Origin of the sequence: Mesobacterium hydrothermale, from assembly GCF_035818635.1 — a bacterium.
Classification (GTDB): Bacteria; Pseudomonadota; Alphaproteobacteria; order Rhodobacterales; family Rhodobacteraceae; genus Mesobacterium_A; species Mesobacterium_A hydrothermale.
On sequence record NZ_JAYLLH010000005.1, the window covers coordinates 1 to 23324 of the forward strand.

Annotated in this window: 1 protein-coding gene; it reads left to right on the forward strand. The window is 65.3% G+C overall.

The genetic code is table 11. From position 1 onward, the window contains the following. The first annotated feature begins 74 nt into the window (after window positions 1-74). Window positions 75-23312, forward strand: a complete 23238-nt coding sequence (locus VK792_RS05060; RefSeq protein WP_326296270.1) for a tandem-95 repeat protein — start codon at window positions 75-77, stop codon at window positions 23310-23312. Window positions 23313-23324 lie beyond the last annotated feature (12 nt).

Genomic DNA, 23324 nt, shown 5'->3' on the forward strand with positions numbered 1-23324 from the left:
CATCAGCATGACTCGCACGGCCAGCACCAAATGGGAATCCCAATTCGGACTCGTTTGTCGCGATCAATCCACTAGTGAATGCGGTCGGTTCGGAAACCGACGACCTGCTGCGCGGCACACCGGGGGACGAGGATTACCGCGCCGGTCTGGGCAACGATCTGATCATTGATGGCCGCGGGCAGGACGTCTTTACGTTCGAACTGGGCGATGGACAGGACCGGATCACCACATCCGGTGCGGCGGACGGGTTTGGTGTGATTGCCTTTGGCCCGGGCATCGCGCTGGAAGGCGTAACCGCGAAGCGCGACGCCGATGGCAACATCATTCTGCTGATCGCCGGGTCAGAGGACCGGTTGACGTTGATCGACCCACAAGCTGACCCCGATGCAATTGTCGGTACGCTGCGGTTTGCCGATGGCCGGGAACGGTCGATCGCCGCGATGGCTGCCGCGATCCCCGCCACCGACAGCGACGATCATGTCATCGTCGCGTCTGGTCCGCTGGTGCAAAGCGGACCAGAGCCGGGGGCGAACCTGTTCGGACTGGCGGGCAACGACTGGCTGGAAAGCGGGCGCGGTGCAGATGTTCTGGATGGCGGGATCGGCAACGATCTGTTGCAGGGCCATTCCGGCGGCGACACCTATACGTTTGAGCGCGGCGACGGACAGGACACCATCGCCGATGTCGAACAGCGTGACGCCGCTGCCATCGACGTGCTGCGCTTCGGCGCGGGGATTGCGCCGGGTGAAATCGAGGTGCTTTCAACCGGGCCGCTGGATCTGGTGATCGCGATCGCGGGCACATCGGACCGGATCACGATTCGTGACATGTTCGCCAATGTCGGCCGCGACGGGCGGATCGAACGGTTCGAATTCGCCGATGGCACCACGCTGACGCTGGACCAGATCCTTGCGCTGGCGGCCACCGGCACCGACGGCGACGACCTGATCGACCTTGGCGATGAGCGTGGCTTTACAACCGTGGTACGGGGCGGTGCGGGCAATGACACGCTGGACGGCGGGCGCGGCGACACCACCTATGTCCTCAATCCAGGCGACGGGCAGGACGTGGTCGAGGAAGGCAACTGGATTTCGACCACCGACACCGTTCGGTTTGGCGCCGGTCTGTCCAAGGCCGACATGGTGGCGGTGCGGCAGGGCGACGATCTGTTGATCCGCTTTGTCGGATCATCCGACCGCTTGCTGGTGCGCGATCAATACGGGTTCACGTCCCCCCCGGTCGAAGTCTTCGCCTTTGAATCGGAAACGTCGCTGTCGGCGGAAGAGATCACTGCGCTGCTGATCGACGAGGCCGCGGCACAGCGCCTGATGTATCCCAGCGTGGCGGACACCGACCCGTTCACTGACCCGGTCTTTGCCCGCGCCCATGGCGATGCCCCCACCGGCGGCGGTGGCGACACCGAAACCGGCGCGGCGGCGCAGCCGCGCCGGTTCGTGGCGCAACCGGGCGTGGTCGACACGTTCGGTACCTTCGTGCCGTTGGTCGATGATGGCGCCGGGCTGATCACGATTGCCGGGTTCGAACCGGGCGATCTGGGGGACGTGCTGGATATCCGCCTGGCGACCGGTCTTGCAGGCGAAATTGTCGCCCGCCAGGAAGGCGCTGACATCTATGTCTATTTCGTCGACGCAGGCCAGACCGATCTTGACGCTGCGCGGCGGCTGTTCCGGTTGGAAGGCGTCGCGCTGACCGATCTGAGCGGCGGGAATTTCAACGGTGCGCCCTTTGCCACCACGGCGCCGCAAACCCTGACCGGCGATGCCACGGCCGAAGGTCTGACCGGCGGTTGGGGCGATGACACCGTCCGCGCAGAGAGTGGCGACGACACGGTCACCGGGGCACAGGGCAACGATCTGCTGTCGGGGCAGGCGGGGAACGACAGCTATATTCTTGGCCCAGGTTTTGGCGACGATACGATTTCCGAAGACGGGCCGAATTACACCTCGCCCGCCGACAAGGTGGTGTTTGCCGCAGGGCTGACGCTGGCCGATCTTCAGGTCACCGCCGAGGGGGGCGACCTGATCTTGACATTCGCCAACACAGGCGATCGGTTGCGCATCGCCAGCACGATGACGAACGACCGCTACCGCGTTGAAACTGTCGAATTCGCCGATGGCACGATTCTGAGCCATGCGGAATTGGTCGCGCTCGCGCTGGCGCCCGGCGAGGGCGACCAGGACTTGCAAGGCAGCTACAACGCGGAATCGATCAGCGGCGCAGGGGGAAATGACACGCTGACCGGGCGGGGTGGCGACGATACGTTGACCGGTGGCACGGGCAACGATCTGCTGCGCGGCCAAAGCCAGAACGACACCTATCTGTTCGCACCGGGTTTTGGCGACGACACGATTTTCGAAGACGGGCCGAACTACAACTCTGCCGCGGATGTGATTGTTCTGGGTGCCGGGTATGTGCCCGGCGATCTGCGCGTGGTGGCCGACGGCGCCGATCTTGTGCTTCGGTTCGCGGGGACCGAGGACCGCATCCGCATCCAGAACACCCTGACCAACGACCGCTACCGGGTCGAGACCCTGCGTTTCGACGACGGGACCGAACTGCGCCACGCCGAGCTTGCAGCAATGGCGTGGCAACCGCTGCCGACCGATCAGCGCATGGACGGCAGCTACGACGCCGAGGCACTTGCCACCGGAGGCGGCAATGACACCGTTTACGCCAGGGGGGGCGATGACACCCTGACCGGCGGATCCGGGAACGATTTCCTGGCAGGGCAGTTCGGGAATGACACGTATGTCTTCGACGCGGGTTTCGGCCAAGATACGATTGCCGATGATGGCCCGAACTATGCCTCTCCCGCGGACCGGGTCGTGTTCGGTCCCGGGCTTGAACGTGGCGACTTGTGGGTGGTGGCCGACGGCAACGACCTGATCCTTGGTTTTTCCGGAAGGTCGGACAGCCTGCGGCTGCAATCGACGCTTGGCAACGACCGCTACCGGATTGAAACCGTTGCTTTCGACGATGGCACCGAGCTGAGCCATGCCGAACTGGTCACATTGGCGCTTGTCGCCGGGGATGGCGACGATGACCTGTCCGGGTCTTTCGATGCAGAATCGCTGTCCGGCGGTGCCGGAAATGACACGCTGCGCGGACAGGGTGGCAACGATACGCTGTCTGGCGGGTTGGGGAACGATTTCCTGGAAGGCGGCTGGAACGACGACAGCTATCTGTTCGAGGCCGGTTTCGGGCACGATACGTTGTCTGACAACGCGCCCAGTTATGCGTCTGGCGCCGACGAGATTGTCTTTGGCGCGGGCCTGTCGCTGGACGATCTGCAAGCGCGTGCCGTGAGTGACGGGATCGAGCTGCGGTTTGGCGCCGGTGAAGACCGCTTGCTGATCGCCAATGGCCTGTTGAGTGACCGGTATTTCATTGAAACGTTGCGTTTTGACGATGGCCGCACCCTGTCGCGGGCCGATCTTCTGACAAGGCTTGCGACGGGGACAGCGGGTGATGACAGCCTGGCGGGCGATGATGCGGCGAATGCCATCGATGCGCTGGCGGGCAACGATACCGTTCAGGGCAATGGCGGCGACGATACGATCACCGGGGGGGCGGGCGCGGATTCAATTGCCGGTGGGGCACAGGCCGACGACCTTGGCGGCGATGCGGGCGACGACACGATCCTGGGGGATACGGGCAATGATACGCTGTCGGGCGGCGCCGGTTTCGACCGTATCGAAGGTGGCAGCAACGACGACAGCCTGATGGGCGGTGACGGCAACGATACGCTGGACGGGGGCGATCATTCCGACACGCTTGAGGGGGGCGCGGGCAATGACTGGCTGACGGGTGGCGCGCGCGACGATACCTATCGCTTTGGCCTTGGGTTCGGGCATGACGTGATCGACGAAAAGGTCGGGTCGTCGTTCTTGTCGGGCACGGATGCGGTTGTCTTTGACGCGACGATCACAGTCGCCGATGTCACGGTTTACCTGGACGGTGACGATCTTGTCCTGACCGTTGCAGGTGGGGATCGGCTGCGCATTCTTGGCACCGTGGCCGGGGGCGAAAAGCGGGTCGAATCCGTGACGTTCGTCGCCGATGGCACAAGCTGGACGCATGATGCGATGATGGCGGCCGCACAGCCCTGGCCCGGGGCCGAGGGGCTGGTGCAGCAGGGCGATCCGGCGACCAACGTTTTGGCCGGTGGCGCAGGTGACGACCAGCTACTGGGCCTGCGCCAGACCGCCAGCCTGATGCAGGGCGCGGGCGGCAACGACACCCTGACCGGTGGACAGGGTGGCGAAACGCTGGACGGCGGCAATGGCAACGATCTTTTGCAAGGGCGCGACGGCAACGACACCTATCGCTTTGGCGCGGGCTTTGGTCAGGACACGATCGACGACGGCGGCAGCAACGCAACCGGTGTCAACGTTGATCGCGTTGTGTTCGACGCATCCATTGCCGTTTCCGATGTCACGATCGAACGCGCCGGTCCGGACGAAGCGGACCTGTTGTTGAAATTCGCCAGCGGCGACCGCCTGACCGTTGTTGGCGGCAACCTTGCGGCGCCTGCGACCGGCGGCATTGATGACGTGCTGTTCGATGACGGCACTGTCTGGACGCTGGCGCAACTGCAGGCGATGGCCGGTGCACCAAACCCGCAAGGCCAGCAAATCCTTGCCCCGACCGATCCGGTTGACGACACGCTGACGGGCGACGTCGGCGACGATTACCTGAGCGGCCTGTTGGGCGATGATACCCTGCGCGGCGGGGCCGGGAACGATTATCTGCAGGGCGGTGATGGCAACGACGTGCTGGACGGCGGCAGTGGCAACGATACGCTTAGCGGTGGCGCCGGGGTCGATACCTATCGATTTGCCGCCGGGTTCGGACGCGACTTCCTGTCTGGTGAATATGACGACGCCGGCCTTGGGCCCAGCGTTCTGGTGTTCGATCCATCGCTTGCACCCGCGGACCTGCTGGTCTTCGTCGACCCCAACGGCAGGCTTCATCTGAATTTTGCCGGAACCGATGACTGGATCGAACTTGCGGGTCTGGGGACCGGCGGCGAAGGTGCCAACCCCATCGCCTTCGTGGCACGGTTCGAAGCCGATGGATCGACCCTGTCGCAGGCCGATCTGCAAGCCCGGGCGACAGCGGTTCCCGCAGGGCAAACGGTCTGGGGCGATATTGCCGATGACGCGTTGACCGGTACAGGGCGGGGTCCGGTGCTGCACGGGCTGGGCGGCAACGACACGCTCACTGCGCAGGGGCCGCACGCCGATCTGCAAGGCGGGCCGGGCGACGATCTGTTGATCGCTGGCGCGGGGCGCAGCACGCTGGACGGCGGCGACGGCTCTGACACTTTCCGCGTTGCCGGTGCGTTCGACCAGGTGCGGGTTTTCTCTGACTACGGTGTCACCGCGGGCGAGGTCGACATCCTTGACCTGCCTGACTTGTTGCCCACCGATGTGATCGCCGAGTACGATTCCCTGTCTACCGCGCAGCTTGCCCGTGTCGGCGGTGAAGGGCGTATTCTGCTCAGCTCACTTGCGGTCAGCGAAATCCGGTTCTCCAACAGCACGGTCTGGAGCTGGGATGACTTTGTTGCGCTGGCCGATGCCGCGACCCAGCGCGGCGTTTCGGTATCGGGCGGGGACAATGCCGGGCTGATCTCTGGCTCGGGCTTTGATGATTATCTTTACGGCTATTCCGGCGCCGAAAGTATCCTGGGCCTTGCCGGATCGGATTCGATCCATGGCGGATTGGGGGATGACACGATCACGGGCGGTGCTGGTCATGACAGCATTGACGGCGGGCGCGGCAACGACCTGATGCAGTTCGGTGCGGGCTTTGGTCACGATGTTGTCCGGCTGAGTTTCTATGACACCGACCAGGATGTGATCGCTTTTGGCGCAGGCATCGCGCCGGGCGATATCAGTGTCACGGAACTGATCGGCGGGGACTTGTTGCTGACGACCACAGGGGGCGACAGCCTGCGTCTGTCCGGTGTCGCGGTGCGAACACCGATTTCCGAGGTCCGCTTCGACGATGGCACCACCTGGACATGGGATGACCTTCGGGCGCTGGTGTCCACGACCGTTGCCGTGCAGCGCGGCACCGCCGTCGACGACATATTGACAGGCAGCGCGGGCGGCGACGATATCGAGGCCGGTTTCGGCAATGACACGATCGATGCGGGCGCGGGCGACGACTATGTCGATGGTGGCGACGGCGCGGACGAGATTGCCGGCGGCCGGGGCGACGACTATCTGACCGACTACGCCGGCGGCGCGACCTTCCGTTTTGCCGCAGGGTTCGGCCAGGACACGGTTGACGCGCTTCTGGACGGCGCGCCGGTCAATGTCGTGTTCGATGCACCGCTCTTGTCCTCTGATCTTTATGTCGAAACGCCCTATCCGGACGGCCCGCTGATCCTGCGCTTTGCCGGGACAGAAGACCGGGTCCAGATCGAAGCCTGGGTCGGAACGTCGGAAGCCTATGGCGTGACAGAGGTGCGCTTTGCCGATGGCACCACCTTTTCGCAAGATGATCTGCGCCGGATGGCGGTCGTTCCCGACAGCGTCGAGTTGGAGGGCGATCCGGCGATCCTGCCACCCGGCGGACCGGGCGACGATCTGCTGACCGGAAGCGCGCGGCGCAACCTGCTGCAAGGCGGGGCCGGCAACGACACCCTGGACGATCAGACAGGCGACGACACGCTGGACGGCGGTCCGGGCGACGACTTGTTGCGCAATGGCAATGGCGATGACCTTTTCCTGTTCTCGGCGGGCTTCGGGCAGGACGTGATCACCTATGAGGCCTTCGCCTTCGATCAGGACGTGATCCGGTTCGATGGCACGATCCTGCCGGCATCGGTGCAGGCCGAGCTTTGGGACAATGACCTGTCGTTGCGCATCGACGGCAGTGGCGACCGCATCCTGATCGAACGCGGTGCCAGCCGTCAGGTCTTTGCCGAGGTGCAGTTCGCCGATGGCACGGTCTGGACCCGCGATGACGTTCTGGCGCGCGCTGCGGCCCGCTCAGGCGTGGTGATCGACAGTGTGGATCGCGCGGAAACCCTGACCGGTACCGCCCTGCCCGATCTGTTGGACGGCATGCAGGGCGATGACCGGATCAGCGGGCTGGGCGACGATGACACGCTGATTGCGGGCTCCGGCCACGACACGCTGACCGGCGGCACGGGCGACGACGATCTGCGCGATGACGGCGGCGATGATACCTATGTCTTTGCCGCTGGCGACGGGGCCGACACGATTACCGATCTGGCCGGCACCGACGTTCTGCAACTGGGTGCCGGGATTGCGCCGGGGGATGTGTCGGTCGACCGACTGGGCGCGGACGACCTGCTGCTGAGGGTCGGTGCCGACCGCATCGTGATCCGCGGCGGGATGGAGGCCGGACAGGCGATCGAAAGCGTCACCTTCGCCGATGGCACGATCTGGACCCACGCCACGCTGCGGGCCATGGCGCTGGCCACCGGGGACGGCAACGACGCGGTCACCGGCACCGGCTTTGGCGAAACCATTGCCGGACAGGGCGGCGATGACACCCTTGACGGCGCCGGCGGCAACGACAGCCTTCTGGGCGGCACCGGGTCGGACCAGCTGAGCGGCGGAGAGGGCAACGATACCCTGTCGGGCGGGGCCGGGCGCGATCTGCTGGACGGTGGGCCGGGGGACGACACCTATCGCTTTGGCACCGGCGACGGCAACGTGATCATCACCGATGGCGACGGTGCCAACGTGCTGGACCTCTCTGCCGGGATCCTGCCGGGCGATGTTGTGGTCAGCGCGCTGGGCGACGACATCCACCTGCGGCTTGGCGCGACAGAGGATCGCGTGATCCTGCGTGACGCCATGATCGGCACCGTGGTCGACGTTGTTCGGTTTGATGGCGGCACCCTTTGGGGTCCCGCGGAACTGTTGGCCATGGCGCAGGCCGGTTCTGGCGACGTGTCCGGCACCGACAGCGATGACACGCTTGCCGGCAGCGCCGCGAACGACCGGATCGACGCCATGGACGGGGCTGACCTGATCGAGGCCGGCAGCGGTGATGACACCGTCGAAGGCGGCGCGGGCAACGATACCGTCAGCGGCGGACCGGGCCGCGATCTTCTGAACGATGCGTCGGGTGACGATCAGTACCGTTTTGGCCTTGGCGACGGAGAGGTGCGGATCGCCGACCTGTCGGGCACCGACGCCATCGCGCTGGGCACCGGCATCGCGCCCGAGGACGTGGCGGTGTCGCAAATGCCGGATGGCAGCCTGCTGCTGCGCATATCTGGCACGGAGGATCGGATTGTCATCGACAGCGCGCTGGGCGATGCCAACCGTGCGATCGAGGTGCTGCGCTTTGCCGATGGCCGGGAATGGACCTGGGCGCAGATGCTGGCCGCCAGCCAGAAGGGCAGCGATGCGGATCAGGCGTTCCTTGGGACGGATGCCGATGAGACGCTGGCCGGTCAGGCCGGCGATGACACCATCGGTGGTCAGGGGGGCGCGGATGATATTTTCGGCGGGGCCGGGTCCGACGATCTGTCGGGCGGCGACGGCAACGATACGCTGGACGGCGGCACCGGGTCCGACGCGCTGGCCGGTGGCGCCGGCGATGATCTGTATCGGTTCGGCCATGGCTTTGGTCAGGACACGATCACCGATACCCAGGGCATGGACCGTGTCGCGCTGGGTGCCGGGATCACCCTGTCCGACATTCGCGTCAGCCGCAGCGGTGACGACCTGATCCTGCGCCTGTTCGGGACCCAGGATCGGCTGACCATCGCCGATGCGCTGGCCGGTGGCACCGTGACCCGCGTGTTGTTCGACGACGGGTCCGAACTTGACGCGCAGGGTCTGCGCGCGCTGGCGACGGCGGGCACGGCGGGGGACGACAGTTACCAGGGCACCGCCGACGAAGACCTGTTGATCGGTCTGGGTGGCAACGACAGCCTGTCGGGTTTGGGCGGGGCCGACGATCTGCGTGGCGGCGCAGGGGACGACAGCCTGGATGGCGGCGACGGGGCCGACAGTCTGGATGGTGGGCCGGGCGATGATACCAGCAGCGGGGGTCCGGGCGGCGACACCTACCTGTTCACCGCGGGTGACGGGCTGTTGCGGATCGACGATCAGGGCGATGCGGCGGATGACGACGTTCTGTCGATCGCGGGTTACGGGCTTGATGCGCTGCGTTTCTCGCAGACCGGGGCCGACGGGGCCGACCTGACGATCCGCTTTGCCGGCAGCGCCGACCGGATCACCGTGGCCGGGGCCTTTGCGGGCGATGCGGGCAAGATCGAGCGCCTTCGGCTGAGCGACAGCGGTGCCGCGCTCAGCTTCGAGGACATCACCGCCCGCGTCCGCCCCGACCGGGGGGTCGACGGCGCGGTGATCTATGGCGATGCCACGGCACAGAGCCTGACCGGCACGGCGCAGGCCGACTATTTCGAAGGTGGCGGCGGGGCCGATACGATCACCGGCGGTGACGGCGACGATGTCTTTGGCGACCTGCTGACCGATGACGCGCAGGACAGCCTGACCGGCGGGGCCGGGCGCGACACCTATCGCTATGTTCCGACGGCGGCGGTTGGCACCGGTATCGCCGTTGACGTGATCACCGATTTCACCCCGGGCGATGCGGGCGATATCCTGCGGCTGGCCAGCGCCACGCCCAACCCGTTTGCCAACGGCCGCCTGCAGATCCAGCAGGACGGCGCAGATACGCAGATCATCCTGAACGCAGACGATGGCACGTCGCGGCCGATCCTGCGGCTGCTGGGTGTCGACGCGACCCAGCTGACCGCCGCGAATTTCGGCGGCGTCGCGGTCACTGCCGTCAGCACAGAGGTGCATGGCGACGACGATCCCAATACGCTGACCGGCGGGCCGCTGTCCGAAAAGGTGTTCGGCAACGGCGGGGCCGACACGATCACCGGCCTGGCGGGCGATGACAGCCTGGCCGGCGGCGCCGATGGCGACGTGATTGCGGGCGGCTATGGCAATGATGCGCTGGCCGGCGAAGCGGGGAACGATGACCTGTCCGGCGGCGCGGGCAATGACACGCTGTCGGGGGGGCCGGGCGATGACACCCTGCGCGGCAGCGATGACGCGGCGCAATTCCCCGGTGATGACCTGTTCCACGGCGGGACCGGCAACGATCTGCTGATCGGCGGATCCGAAGATGACCTGTACCTTTACGGCGCCAACGACGGGCAGGACACGATCACCGACACGGGCGGCGTGGATGTCATAGAGTTCGAGGCCGGGATCCTGCCCGACCACGTCGCGGTCGTTTTGCTGGGGGACGATCTGGAGCTGCGCGTCACCACCGGCGACACGCGCATTCGCCTGACCGGCGCGGTGGCGGATCCGGTTGGCACCGATATCGACAGCGTGGTTTTTGCCGATGGCACGACGTGGGATCGGACCGACCTGCTGACCCGCGCGATGACGGCCACCGCGGGCGATGACGTGCTGCGCATCCTGACCGGGGACAGTCTGGGCGGGTTGGCGGGCAACGATGACCTGACCGGGACCGACGCGGCGGATACGCTGACCGGCGGCGCAGGCGACGACACGACACGCGGTGGCCTGGGCGACGATACCTATGTCTTCAGTCTTGGGGGCGGCCAGGATCTGATCGACGACGCGGGCGGGCTGAGCACGCTGGTGCTTGGCGCGGGGATCCTGCCCGGTGATGTGGCCGTTGTTCCCGGCTTGCCGACGATCGTTCTGCAAATCCTTGGCACCGGGGATCGTATCGATACGGGGCTGACCCCCGATCCGGAGATGCCGCTGCAGGTGCAGTTCACCGATGTGACAACGGTCTGGCAGGCGTCGGACCTGCTGGCCATGGCACTGGCGACCACGGCGGGCGATGACGTGGTTCAGGGCTCTGACAGCAGCGAAACCGTGGACGGGCAGGCCGGTGACGACCGCTTGATGACCGCGGGCGGCGCCGATGATCTGCGCGGCGGAGCCGGTGTTGACCTGCTGGAAGGCGGATTGGGCGACGACACCTATCGCTTTGACCTGGGCGACGATCAGGACCGGATCGTCGATGCGGGTGGCGCGGATGTATTTATCCTTGGCCCCGGCATCACGCCGGACGATATCCGTGTCGCACAATCCAGCGACGGATCGGCGATGATCCTGGCGATTGGCAGCGACGGCGACCGGGTGCGCATCGACAGCGCCCTGGGCGACGGACGGATCGAAACCGTGCGCTTCGACGATGGCAGCGCATGGCACATGGCCGATCTGATCGCGCGTGTGCCGACCGCGCTGGACGATTTCATCTATGGCGACGAGGCCGACAATCCGCTGGCCGGCGGTCTGGGTGACGATCGTGTCAGCGGCGGTGCGGGCAACGACACCTATCGTTTCGCGGCAGGCGACGGGCGCGACATCCTGCGCGACCTGAGCACCTCTGCCGCCGATACGCTGATTGTTTCGGGCTATGCCGCGTCGGACCTGCGGTTCACCCGGCTGGGCACGACAAGCCCCGATCTGCGGATCACCTTTGCCGGCAGCCAAGATGACCAGATCATCATTGCCGACGGGCTGGCGACAAACGGGGCGGGCATCGAACGGCTGGTATTCGAGGACGACGGCACCGAACTGACGATCCCCGACATCCTGTCGCTGCTGGCCGACGGGCAGGTCAGCGACGATGACGATGTGATCTTTGGCACCGACGGGGCCGACGATCTGGATGGCGGTGCGGGTGACGACCTGCTGATCGGGCTGCGCGGCGACGACACGTTCCGCTTTGGTGCCGGGGGTGGGTCTGACCGGATCGACGCCTTCGGCAGTGGCCAGAACCTTGTGATCCTGTCGGGACTGAACGTGGCCGATCTTGCCTCTGTCGCCCGTGCCGGCCCGGGCAGTGCCGATCTGGTCCTGTCCTTTACCGGCGGTGAACAGCTGACGCTGGTTGATGCACTGGGGTCCCTGAACGGGCTTTACGGGTCGCTGACCCTGCGCTTCGCCGATGGCACGCAATGGGCCCGGGGGGATATGCGGGCCGCGGCGCTTGACGGTGTGCGCACTGCCGGGGCCGATGTCATCGAAGGCTTCGACGGGGCCGATGCCTTTACCCTGACCGGCGGCGATGACACCGTCGAAGGCAAGGCCGGGTCTGACACCTACCGCTGGACGCCGGGGCTGGGCGAGGTCTGGATCAAGGATGGCGGCGCGGCGCTGGCCGATCTTGACGTTCTGTACCTGAGCGGTGTGCAGGTGGCCGATGTGTCGGTGTCGCGCCTGTTCCAGGGCAGCACGTCGGTCCGCTTCGAATTTGCCGGTCATCCCGTTGACGGGCTGACGGTGATGGATGTGCTGGCCGGCAACGCCACCTCGGTTGATCAGATCGTGTTCGACGACGGCACGATCTGGACGCCACAAACCCTGCTTGAGCTTCTGGACAACAATGCGCCGGTGGCCACGGACGACGGGTTCTTTGCCGTTACTGCGGGTGAAGACCTGGTGATCGATCTTGCCGACATCCTCAGCAACGATTTCGACGCAGACGGCGATACGCTGCGCCTTGTGACGGTTGATGGCAGCCCCGACGGCAGTGCCACACTGCCCGGCGACGGCACGTTGCGCTTTACCCCGGTCGACGGGTTCCTTGGGGCCACGACCATCGCCTATTCGATCACCGACGACCGCAACGCCTTTGGCGACGCGGTGATCAACGTCACCGTCCGCCCGCCCGCGCAGGTGCGCGACGACGACGGGTTCACGATGGACGAGGACGGCACGCTGACGATCCGGGTCGAGCGGCTGTTGTCGAACGATGCCGATGGCGACCGGATGGTCGTCGGGCAGGTGTTCGATGCCGTGGGCGGTAGTGTTTCGTTGTCGTCCAACGGCGATATCAGCTTTACTGCCACGCCCGATTTCAACGGCCCTGCCCAGTTCACCTATGCCGCCAACACGCTCGAAGGCGGGCGCGGAGAGGCAACGGTCTTTATCGACGTGATCCCGGTGAACGATGCGCCGGTGGCGGGGGACGATGGCGGGTTCACCGCACGGCAGGGCACGCCACTGATCGTTGCCGCCTCTACCCTGCTGAGCAATGACGGCGATATCGATGGCGATGCCCTGACATTGGCCGAGGTGTTCTCGACCCCCGACCTGTCCGTGGCGATTGATGCCGACGGCAATGTTGTCGCCACCCCCGCGCCGGGGTTCTTTGGACCTGCAACGTTCGAGTATCGCGTCGAGGACGCGGGCGGGCTGTCGGCAATCGCCACCGCAACGGTAGATGTGATCGCCGCCACCACGGGGACCGAAGCCCGCGACGACCGGTTCGACACCGACAGCAACGGCGATCCCTTGCTGGAAGACAACCCGGTCGTCATCGGGCTGGACCGGTTGTTGCTCAACGACAACGTCTCAGGCGACGTGACCCTTGCCGCCGTTTCGGGTGCGCAGAATGGTCGGGCAGTCCTTCTGGACAACCAGACCGTGCTGTTCACGCCGGACCAGAACTTTAACGGGGACGGGCAGTTCAGCTATACCATCGACGATGCCAGGGGCGGGCGGTCCACCGCGACCGCGGTACTGAGTTTCGGCGCGGTGAATGACAGGCCCGTCGCCCGCGACGACAGTTTCCGCGATCCTGACAGCACGCATTTCCTGCGGGGTACGCAGGATCAGGCGCTGGAAATCGCCCTGCTTGACCTGTTGCAGAACGACTATGACGTCGAAGGGTTCGGCATCACCTTTGAAAACGCCACCGGCCCGGTCCACGGGTCGATCCAGCAGACCGACGACAGTGTCATCTTTACCCCCGATGCCGGATTCTGGGGGGAAACCACCTTTGGCTATTCGATCACCGATCCCGATGGCGCGGTCGACGGGGCGCAGGTCACGATCTATTTTGACCCGACCTCTGACGCGCCGCCGGTTGCCGTGTCCGACCAGGTGCTGGTGCCCGAAGACATCCCCGTCACGATCAAGCTGGACACGCTGCTGGCCAATGACAGCGACGTTGATGGCGAACCGCTGGAAATCATCGGCTGGCGCTACATCGACCCGCTGGCGGATTTCTTCAAGTTCGGCCCGGCGGCGGTCGGGTTCCTGAACGGCACGATCGAGGAAGATGCCAACGGTGACTTCCTGTTCACGCCCTTCATCGACGCGACCCGGTCGTCAGGCATCGTTTACTCGGTGACGGACAACAACGACGGGGTTGTCGAAGGCTTCCTTGATATCGTGATCGTGCCGTCGAACGACGATCCGACCGTGGTCGAGGATCCGGGCTTTGTCACACCGCTGGACGTGCCGCTGGTTATCCGGGTGTCGGACCTGCTGTTCAACGACTACGACATCGAACAGGCCGACACCGACGGCGATGGCACGATCGACCACGATCTTGACGACCCGGACCGCGCGCGCCCGACCTTCGTCGGGGTCGATGCGCTGTGGGATCCGGTTGAACTGGCGCAGGGCAACCGCGTGCCTCTGGGCGCGTTCGAGATTGTCGAGTTCCGGGGAGAAGAGTTCCTTGTCGCCCGCTTTGCATCCGGTTTCAGCGGTGATGTGACCATCGAATACCGCATCGCCGATGAAGAGGGACTGGAAGACACCGGGTTCGCCTATGCCACCGTTGCCGACTACTATGGACGCGAACTGAGCGGGACGCCGCAGGTGGACTACATCGAAGGCAACGCGCTGGACGAGGTGATCCACGGCTACAACCGTGACGACTGGATCGTTGCGCTGGGCGGCAACGATACGATCCAGACCGGGCTGGGCGCGGACTTCATCCAGGCCGGTGACGGCGATGACCTGATCGACGCGGGCGACGGCAACGACGATATCCGCGGCGGTGCGGGGTTCGATATCGTCACGTTCTTCGGGTCGAACACCGGGGTGCGCGCGGATCTGAACACGCTGATCGGGCAGGGCGGGTTTGCTGCCGGGGACCAGTATGTCGATATCGAAGGGTTCATCGGCACCGCGTACCAGGACACGCTGGGCGGGGACGACGCGGCCAACGACCTGTCCGGCATGGACGGCGATGACCTGATCGAAGGCCGTGGCGGCGCCGATACGCAGACAGGTGGAGACGGTGACGATACGCTGTCGGGTGGCGCCGGGGGCGACAGCCTTTCGGGCGGGGCGGGCCGCGACTGGGCGTCGTACGAATTTGGCACCGAAGCCGTACAAGTCTCTCTGGCCGGTGGCACGGCCACGGGGGGTGACGCGCAGGGCGACACGCTGACCGGGATCGAAAACCTGCTGGGCGGCGATGCGGCGGACCAGCTGGAAGGCGACGGCAGTGACAACGCCCTGTCGGGCGGGCGCGGCGATGACACGCTGATCGGGCTTGGCGGCAATGACACATTGTCGGGCGGGCGCGGCGCCGATGACCTGCGCGGGGGCGACGGCATTGATACCGCCGATTACAGCCTGTCGACCGAAGGCATCCGGATCGACCTTGCCGCAGGTACCGCGATCGGGGGCGATGCGGCGGGCGATACCCTGTCGGGGATCGAGATCATCGAGGCCAGCTATCACGACGACGTGCTGGCGGGTGACGCGGCTGACAACACCTTCCGGGGCAGCCGTGGCGCGGATGACATCGACGGGCGCGACGGGGTCGATACCGCCGATTACACCCGCGCCACCGAAGCGGTGGCCGTCAACCTGGCCACCGGGCAAGGCACCGCGGGCGAGGCCGCGGGCGACCGGCTGACCAGTATCGAAAGGCTGCTGGGGTCGATCCACAACGACACGTTCACCGGCAGCGCGGGTGTTGATGTGTTCGACGGGCGGTTCGGGGCCGACCTGCTGATCGGGGCCGGTGGCTCGGATCGCTACCTGTTCGGGTTCGACAGCGGCGCCGACACGATCATCGACACAGGCGATGCCAGCGATACCGACCAGCTGCGGCTGGGCGCGGGCATCGCCGAGAAAGACGTGTCGCTGCTGCGCGTGGGCGATGATCTGTTCGTCGAACTGGAACGCGACGATGGCTATCTGATCGACACGGTAACCGTGACCGGGCACTTCCTTGGGACCGCGACGGGCATCGAACAGATCGTGTTCGAGGACGGCACGATCTGGGACCGCGCCGCGATGGACGCACGCCTGCGCGACGGCCGGTTCAACGCGATGGACGACATCTTCCGCCTTGGGGTGGAAGACGAGGTTGCGATCATCGACCCGGCCGACCTGGTGCTGAACGATGCCGAAACCGGGGTCGGGGATCTTGTGCTGGTGTCGGTTCAGGCGGCACAGGATGGCAGCGTGTCGATCAATTCCGATGGCATGATCGAATTCCTTGGCGCTCAGGATTTCAATGGCGATGCGTTCTTTGCCTATACCGTGCGTGACCCAATGGGCCGGGACTCCACCGCCCGGGTCGAGGTCAACCTGTCGCCTGTGAACGACGCCCCCGTCGCGGTGGACGACCCGTTGCAATACGGGATCGAAGATGTGCCGTTGCGCATCCGGATCGAGAACCTGCTGGCAAATGATTATGATGTCGACGGCGACGCGGAATCGGAAAAGCTGCGCATCGTGTCGCTGCAACCGCTGACCAACGCCGATGGCGAGGCTCTGCGTCCTTATGAGGACAAGGACAATTACGACGGCCCTGCCACCGATATGACGTGGAAGATCGACGGCAAATACATCGAACTGCTGTCGCGGCCCGACCACTTTGGCTTTGCCGGGTTCCGCTATGTTCTGGAAGACGGCGACGGCGCACAGTCGACGGCGGATGTCGAGGTCTACCTTGCCCCGGTCAACGACGCACCGCGCATCCGAGACGGTGCGGAATGGGCCAAGTTGGGCGAGACAACGACCTTCACCGTCGATCAGATGATGCGCAAGGTCTATGATGTCGAGGACGACGGGTTCACCTTTGTCGGTTTGCACATCGGTGCCGATGGCAATGCGTCCTTCAACGGGACAGAGGTGTTCGACGCCGCCCAGGGCCTGGTGCATTTCACCCCGGACGCATTGGGCGACGCGCATATTTCGTTTGACGTGATCGATGATCTCGGGGCCGAGGCGACGCTGGACTTCAATATCCAGGTCCGGCCGCAGAACCTGCCGCCGTCGGCAAAAGACGATCGCGGGTTCCGTCTGTTGCAGGACGGTGTGATCACCATCGACCCGGCGGACCTGCTGGCCAATGACACCGATCCCGACGACGATGTGTTGGTCTTCGATAGCGTTTACCGCTTTGCCGAGAACGGCAAGGTGCGGGTCAATGCCGATGGCATGATCGAATTCGCGGCGCGGTCCGACTACAACGGCGCGGCAAGTTTCGAATACACGATCAGCGATGGCCGGGGCGGGTTCGACAGCGCGGTCGTGCACCTGACCATTCTGCCGGTCAACACCGGACCGGAGCTGCGGGGCGACGTTGTGACCGGGCTGGAGGATGGCCCGCTCTACGTGATCCCGGCCGAGGCGTTCGGCAACGACCTGGACCTTGACGGCGATGTGCTGTTCTTTGAAAGCGCGGCATTGCTGGGCGAACTGACACAGCAATACCTGTCGCCAAACTACACCGTGCGCGCCACCGCGCCGAACAATGCCGACCTGCCCGACTGGCTGAGCTTCGACGCCGCGACGATGACCTTTACCGGCGACGTGCCTGCCGATCACGAAGGCCCGGTCGAGGTGGCGGTGTTCCTGACCGATCCGTCGAACGGTGGCGTTCATGTGGCGCGGTTCAGTTGGTCCAGCCCCAGCCACAAGGCCGACCTGTCGACGGGTGTCAGCGTCGAGGCACAGGTTCTGGACGGTTTCCGGATCCGCGAGGCGTTCGACTGGAGCCTGGATGACACCGGTGCCGGTATCGCCAGCTTCGATATTTCCGACGGGGTGTTCAGCGCGCAGGTCAACGGTGGGCGGGCCCTGCCGTCCTGGCTGGTGTTTGACGACGCGACCCGCAGCCTGTCGATGTCGGATTTCGGGGTCGAGGATACCGACAGCCCCGCGCGCGTGCAGATCGTCTTTACCCCCGGCGCCCGGCCCGATCTGCCGGACGATGTCTATTACGCGACGGACCGTGGCTTTACGCTCGAATTCGTCATCGACCCGACCGATCCGCAACTGGATGCGTTCAACGCGGTTCTGGCCGGTGATCCGTCGCTGGAAGGCGCGGGGCTGTTCGGGCTGGACCTGAGCTCTGCCCCGACGCTGACGGTTGCGCGCGAAAGCGGCGCGCCGCTGGATGACTGGTTGTCGTTCGATGCCGGCACGCTCAGCTTCTCAGGCCTGCCGCCGTCGCGCTATGTGGGTGCGGTGCCGGTGCGGATCGACGTGGCGGGCGACGGAGCCCTGCCCGCCATGTCGCTGATCACCGAGGCGGTGGTCGACGAAACCTTTGCCGTCATCACGCCGGGCAACGACACGCCCTTCGCGGTCAGGGACCTGCCGGAACGGATCGACCTGACCGCGCCCGGGGATTTCACCGGCGCGATTGCCCTGACCTATACCGCAGAGGACGAAAAGGGCGGGCAGTCCGACGCACCCGCCAGCATCGTGTTCAACGTCACGCCAACACGCGAACTGGCGGTGGCGGGCGAAGATCGGGTCGACCTGTTCGAAGGCGGCAGTGTCACGTTCAACGTCGCGGACCTGCTGCTGAACGACCGTGACGACGACGGCGATCCGCTGCGGATCACCGGCTTCGGGACGGCGGCCAACGGCACGGTCGTCGTGACCCCCGGCATGGTGACCATCGCGGCGCCGGCCGGTTTGGCACCGCTGCCCGGTGGCACATGGTCCGCTGCGCTGGCCGGGAGGGACGCGCTGCCCGACTGGATGAGCGTGGATGCTGCGACGGGTGCGCTAACCGCGGTGATTCCGTTGGATTTGACCGGCAGCTATGACGTGGTCTTTGCGAACACCGATGGCACGGTCACCCGGTCGGACACCGTCACCGCATTCTTCGACGGCAACGCCGGAGCGGTGGTCAGCTATACGCCCGATCCCGCCTTTGCGGGCGAAGAAAGCCTGACGTACACCCTGACCGACGATGCCGAGGGGCCGGTGACGGGGACGGTCCTTCTTGACGTCGCGTCGCTGCTCGATCCGCCGATTGCGGCGACCGACCGGTTTGATGCCTACGAGGATGGCACGCTGGTGCTGACGCCGGACATGTTGTTGGCCAATGACAGCGACGTCGACGGCGACCCGATCCGGTTCCTGGGCGTTGACGGTGGCGTAAACGGCACCGTCATGCTGGACGGTGACCAGATCACCTTTACCCCCGATCCGGATTTTGCCGGGCAGGCAAGTTTCACCTATCGCGTGACCGACGACCGCCACGGCGAAAGTATCGGCACGGTCGAGGTTTCGGTGATCTCGACCAACCAGGCCCCCGAGGCCGTCACCGACATCTTCGCCGCAACCGAGGATACGCCTTACGAATTCACGATCACCGACCTGTTGGCCAACGACACCGATCCTGACGGAGATACGCTGACCTTTGTCAAACTGTCCGGCGAGGGGCGCGACGGTCGGATCCTGGAATTGCCGGACGGGCGGTACCAGTTCGTGCCGGATGAAAACGTCACCGGGCAAGTCAGCTTCAGCTATATCGTCACCGATGGTCGGCTGCGCGATACCGGCACGATCAGCTTCGACATTGCCCCGGTCAACGACGCGCCGATTGCAAACCCCGACGGGTTCTTCCTGGGCGACCAGGACGCGCCCATCGTTGTCGATTTCGCCGACCTGCTGATCAATGACCGCGATGTCGAGGGCGACGCGTTTTCCATTGTCGAGGTGTTCGACGGCGACAACGGCACGGTTTACCGCGACGGTGAAACCGCAGTGTTCCAGGGGCGTCCTGGATATTTCGGCGATGGCGGGTTCAGCTATCGCGTGACGGATGTGCATGGCGCGACCAGTATCGGCTATGCGCAGGTTCTGGTGCTGCCGCTGTTCGACGTGCCAGTCGCGGTGTCCGACGATGGATATGAGATGCTGGAAGACAGCTATCTCGATCTCGACCCGGCCGACTTGATGGCCAACGATGACATCCCGCTGGGGTCCGAGGTGATCTTCCTCGGGCTCAGCGCCGGCTTTGGTCACGTCGGAAATGCCACCGTGGCAGAGCTGGACAATGGGCTGTGGCGGGTGACCACCGCGCCCGATTTCTTTGGCGAACTGGTGCTGCGGTACGCGCTGACGAACGAAACCGGGTTCGAGGTGCCGACAACCGTCACCATCGACGTGATCGGCACCGCCGATGCGCCCGGGGCCGGGGACGACCAGCTGACCATCCTCGAAGATCTGCAGACCGCGATTTTCGTGACCGAGTTGCTGGCCAATGACAGCGATCCGGATCGGCAGGGATTTGCCCTGACCCGCCTGCTGGACGCCGAGGGCGTGACCGTCGAACTGACAGCGGACGGGCAGGTTCTGATCACCCCGCCGGACGGGTTCCACGGCGATGCCTGGTTCGAGTATGAAATCGCCGACAGCGACGGACTGACCGATACCGCGCGGGTCAGCGTCCGGGTCGAGGCGCAGAACGATGCGCCGGTCATCACCGATCCCGGTCTGCTTCTGGCTGACAAGGGCGCGGCGGTTGCCATTACCCTGCCCGCCGGCACGGTTGTCGATCCCGATGGCGATGCGCTGGTCGTTGAACTGCGCAGCCCGGGGGGTGCGGCGCTGCCCGACTGGCTGGCCTTCGAACCCGCGACGCAGACCCTGACCGGCCAGCCGCCAGACGGGTTCTCGGGCGATGTGGCGCTAGAGCTGTTTGTCAGCGACGGGCAGGCAGAGGTGATCCAGGCCCTGACCCTGCGCATCCCGGCCGCCGATGGCAACTCTGCGCCGGTCCTCGCAGCCCCCGTCGCCGACCAGCACGCGACAGAGGACGCTGCCTTTGCCCTGACCCTGCCGTCGGATCCGTTCACCGATGCGGATGGCGATGCCTTGGCCTTTGCGCTGTCGCTGGCCGATGGCGGCGCGCTGCCCGCGTGGATGGCGTTCGACGCCGTGACGCTGGCCCTGACCGGCACGCCGCCCGCCGATTTCAACGGCACGGTCCCGCTCCGCCTGACGGCGAGCGACGGGCAGGCACAGGCGACCAGCGATTTCGCCCTGATCGTGGACCCGGTGAACGATGCGCCGGTGATCACCTCTGCCGATGCCGTCTCGGTCGTGGGGGATGCGACGCTGGTCGGTACGATCACCGCAACGGATCTTGAAGGGGACGGGATCACGTTCGCGATTTCCGGCGGGGCGGACGCGGCGCTGTTCACGCTTGTCGCCGGTCAGCTGAGCTTTGCCGCGATCCCGGATTTCCAGGCGCCGCGCGATGCGAATGGCGACAATGTCTACGAGGTGCAGGTGACGGCCAGCGACGGCACCGACGGCGTGGGTCAACTGATGCGGATCACGGTCATGCCCCCCGCGACGGCGATCACGACAGGCACGATCACCGAAGGCGATCTTGGCGATGTCGCGCGGGCCAGCGGAGTGCTGTCCCCGGCGATGACCTATGCCGATCTTGCCGCCACTCCGGGCGAAAGCGGCTTTGGCAGTTTCGTTCTGTCCTCGGGCGTCTGGACCTATACGCTGGACCAGACGGCAGTGCAGCAATTGGCGGCGGGGGATACGGTCACCGACGCGATCACCTATGTTTCGTCCGGCGGTGTGGCGCAGCGGGTGACCATGACGATCCTCGGCACCGGCGATGCGCCGACGCTGTCGAACCTGCCTGCCGTTCTGACGGTGCAGGAAGACGTGGCGAGCCCGATCGACCTGTCCGCGACCGATCTGACCGATCCCGACAGCGCCGTGCTGGAGCTGCGTTTGAGCCTGAATACCGGCAGCTTTGCCGCGCCGGCGGATGGCACGGCGCTCGGTGTGACGGCCACGCAAATCAGTACGACGCTGATCTCCTTGACCGGCCGCACCGAAGCGATCAATGCCTATCTCGATACCGCGACCAACATCCGCTATGTCACGCCGCTGAACACGTTTGGAACCTTGGTGGCGACGCTGACGCTGCTGGCCGATGACCAATCCGCGTTGGGTCAGGTTGCGTTGGGCCAGGTGCAGATCGGTGCCGTGCCGGTCAACGATGCGCCGCACGATGTCATCCTGACCGGCGGAACGGTTCAGGAAAACGCTGCGGCAGGCACGGTTGTCGGTGGGCTGGCGGCGGTCGACGTGGATGGCGACCGGCACGATTTCAGCCTTGTCAGCGACCCGTCCGGCTTGTTCGCGATCGACGGTGCAAATCTGGTTGTGGCGCCGGGCGCGCAGGTCGATTTCGAAACCAGCGCGACCCATACCGTGACAGTACGTGCGACCGACGTGGGTGGGCTGTCGTTTGACAAGGCGCTGACCATTGCGGTGACCGATGTCGATGACGGCGGGCCGGGCCCGGACGATGGCGGCGTGACCGTGGTCCCGGTCGGCGGCGGAACCGAGGTCATAACGCTGGGCACCGGCCAGACAGAGCTGCGCGGACGGGTGCAGGATTTCAACGGCGACACATTCAACGGATTCGACACTGAAGATACGTTCGTGTTTACCGATGCCATGGTCGCCCGCGATGCGATCACGTTCGACCGGGCAGCGGGTACCCTTTCGATCGACAGCAATGGCGACGGCACACCCGACCAGACGATCACCCTGACCGGCGATTTCTCGGGCGGGGATTTCATGGCGGTGACGCGCGATGGCCAGACCCGGATCACCTTTGAACCCTACCTGCCGAAGCTGAATGAAAGCACTCCCGTCGATCTGTCGCAGGTCAACGGGATCACCAACCAGGATTACCTGACCGGTGACGGCATGACCGGTTTCCGGGTCGAGGTATTGCCGATGCTGGGCCGCGCCCGGTTCGACAACAGCCTTGGCGTGTACGAGGTCAACAGTGCCGGCGACATCGTCGATGTGCGGGTGTTGTCGGCCAGCACACAGATCCTGCCCGGCGGCCCGCAGTTCGACGTGACCGGGGTCGAAAACGGCCACCAGCTTGGTTTGTTCATCGTTCAGAATGGCTTTGGCTGGGCCAGCAGACTGGCAGCGGGCGACACCTTCGATTTTGTCGATGCGGTCACCGGCGGCACGGCGAATATCCTGTCGGGCACCGGTGCGACACTGACGGTAAACGGGATCGACGCGGGTCAGACCGTGTTCCACAGCATTGAAAGCGCCCTGAACCCGACCGGGTTGCAGCATGCGCTGTCCGGCGTGGTACAGGGCGGGCAGGCGATCATCGTCGGCTTCGAAGACCTGATCGGTGGCGGCGACCGCGATTACCAGGACGTGGTCTTTACCGTCACCACCATTGACGACATCCTCTGACCGCACCCCGCC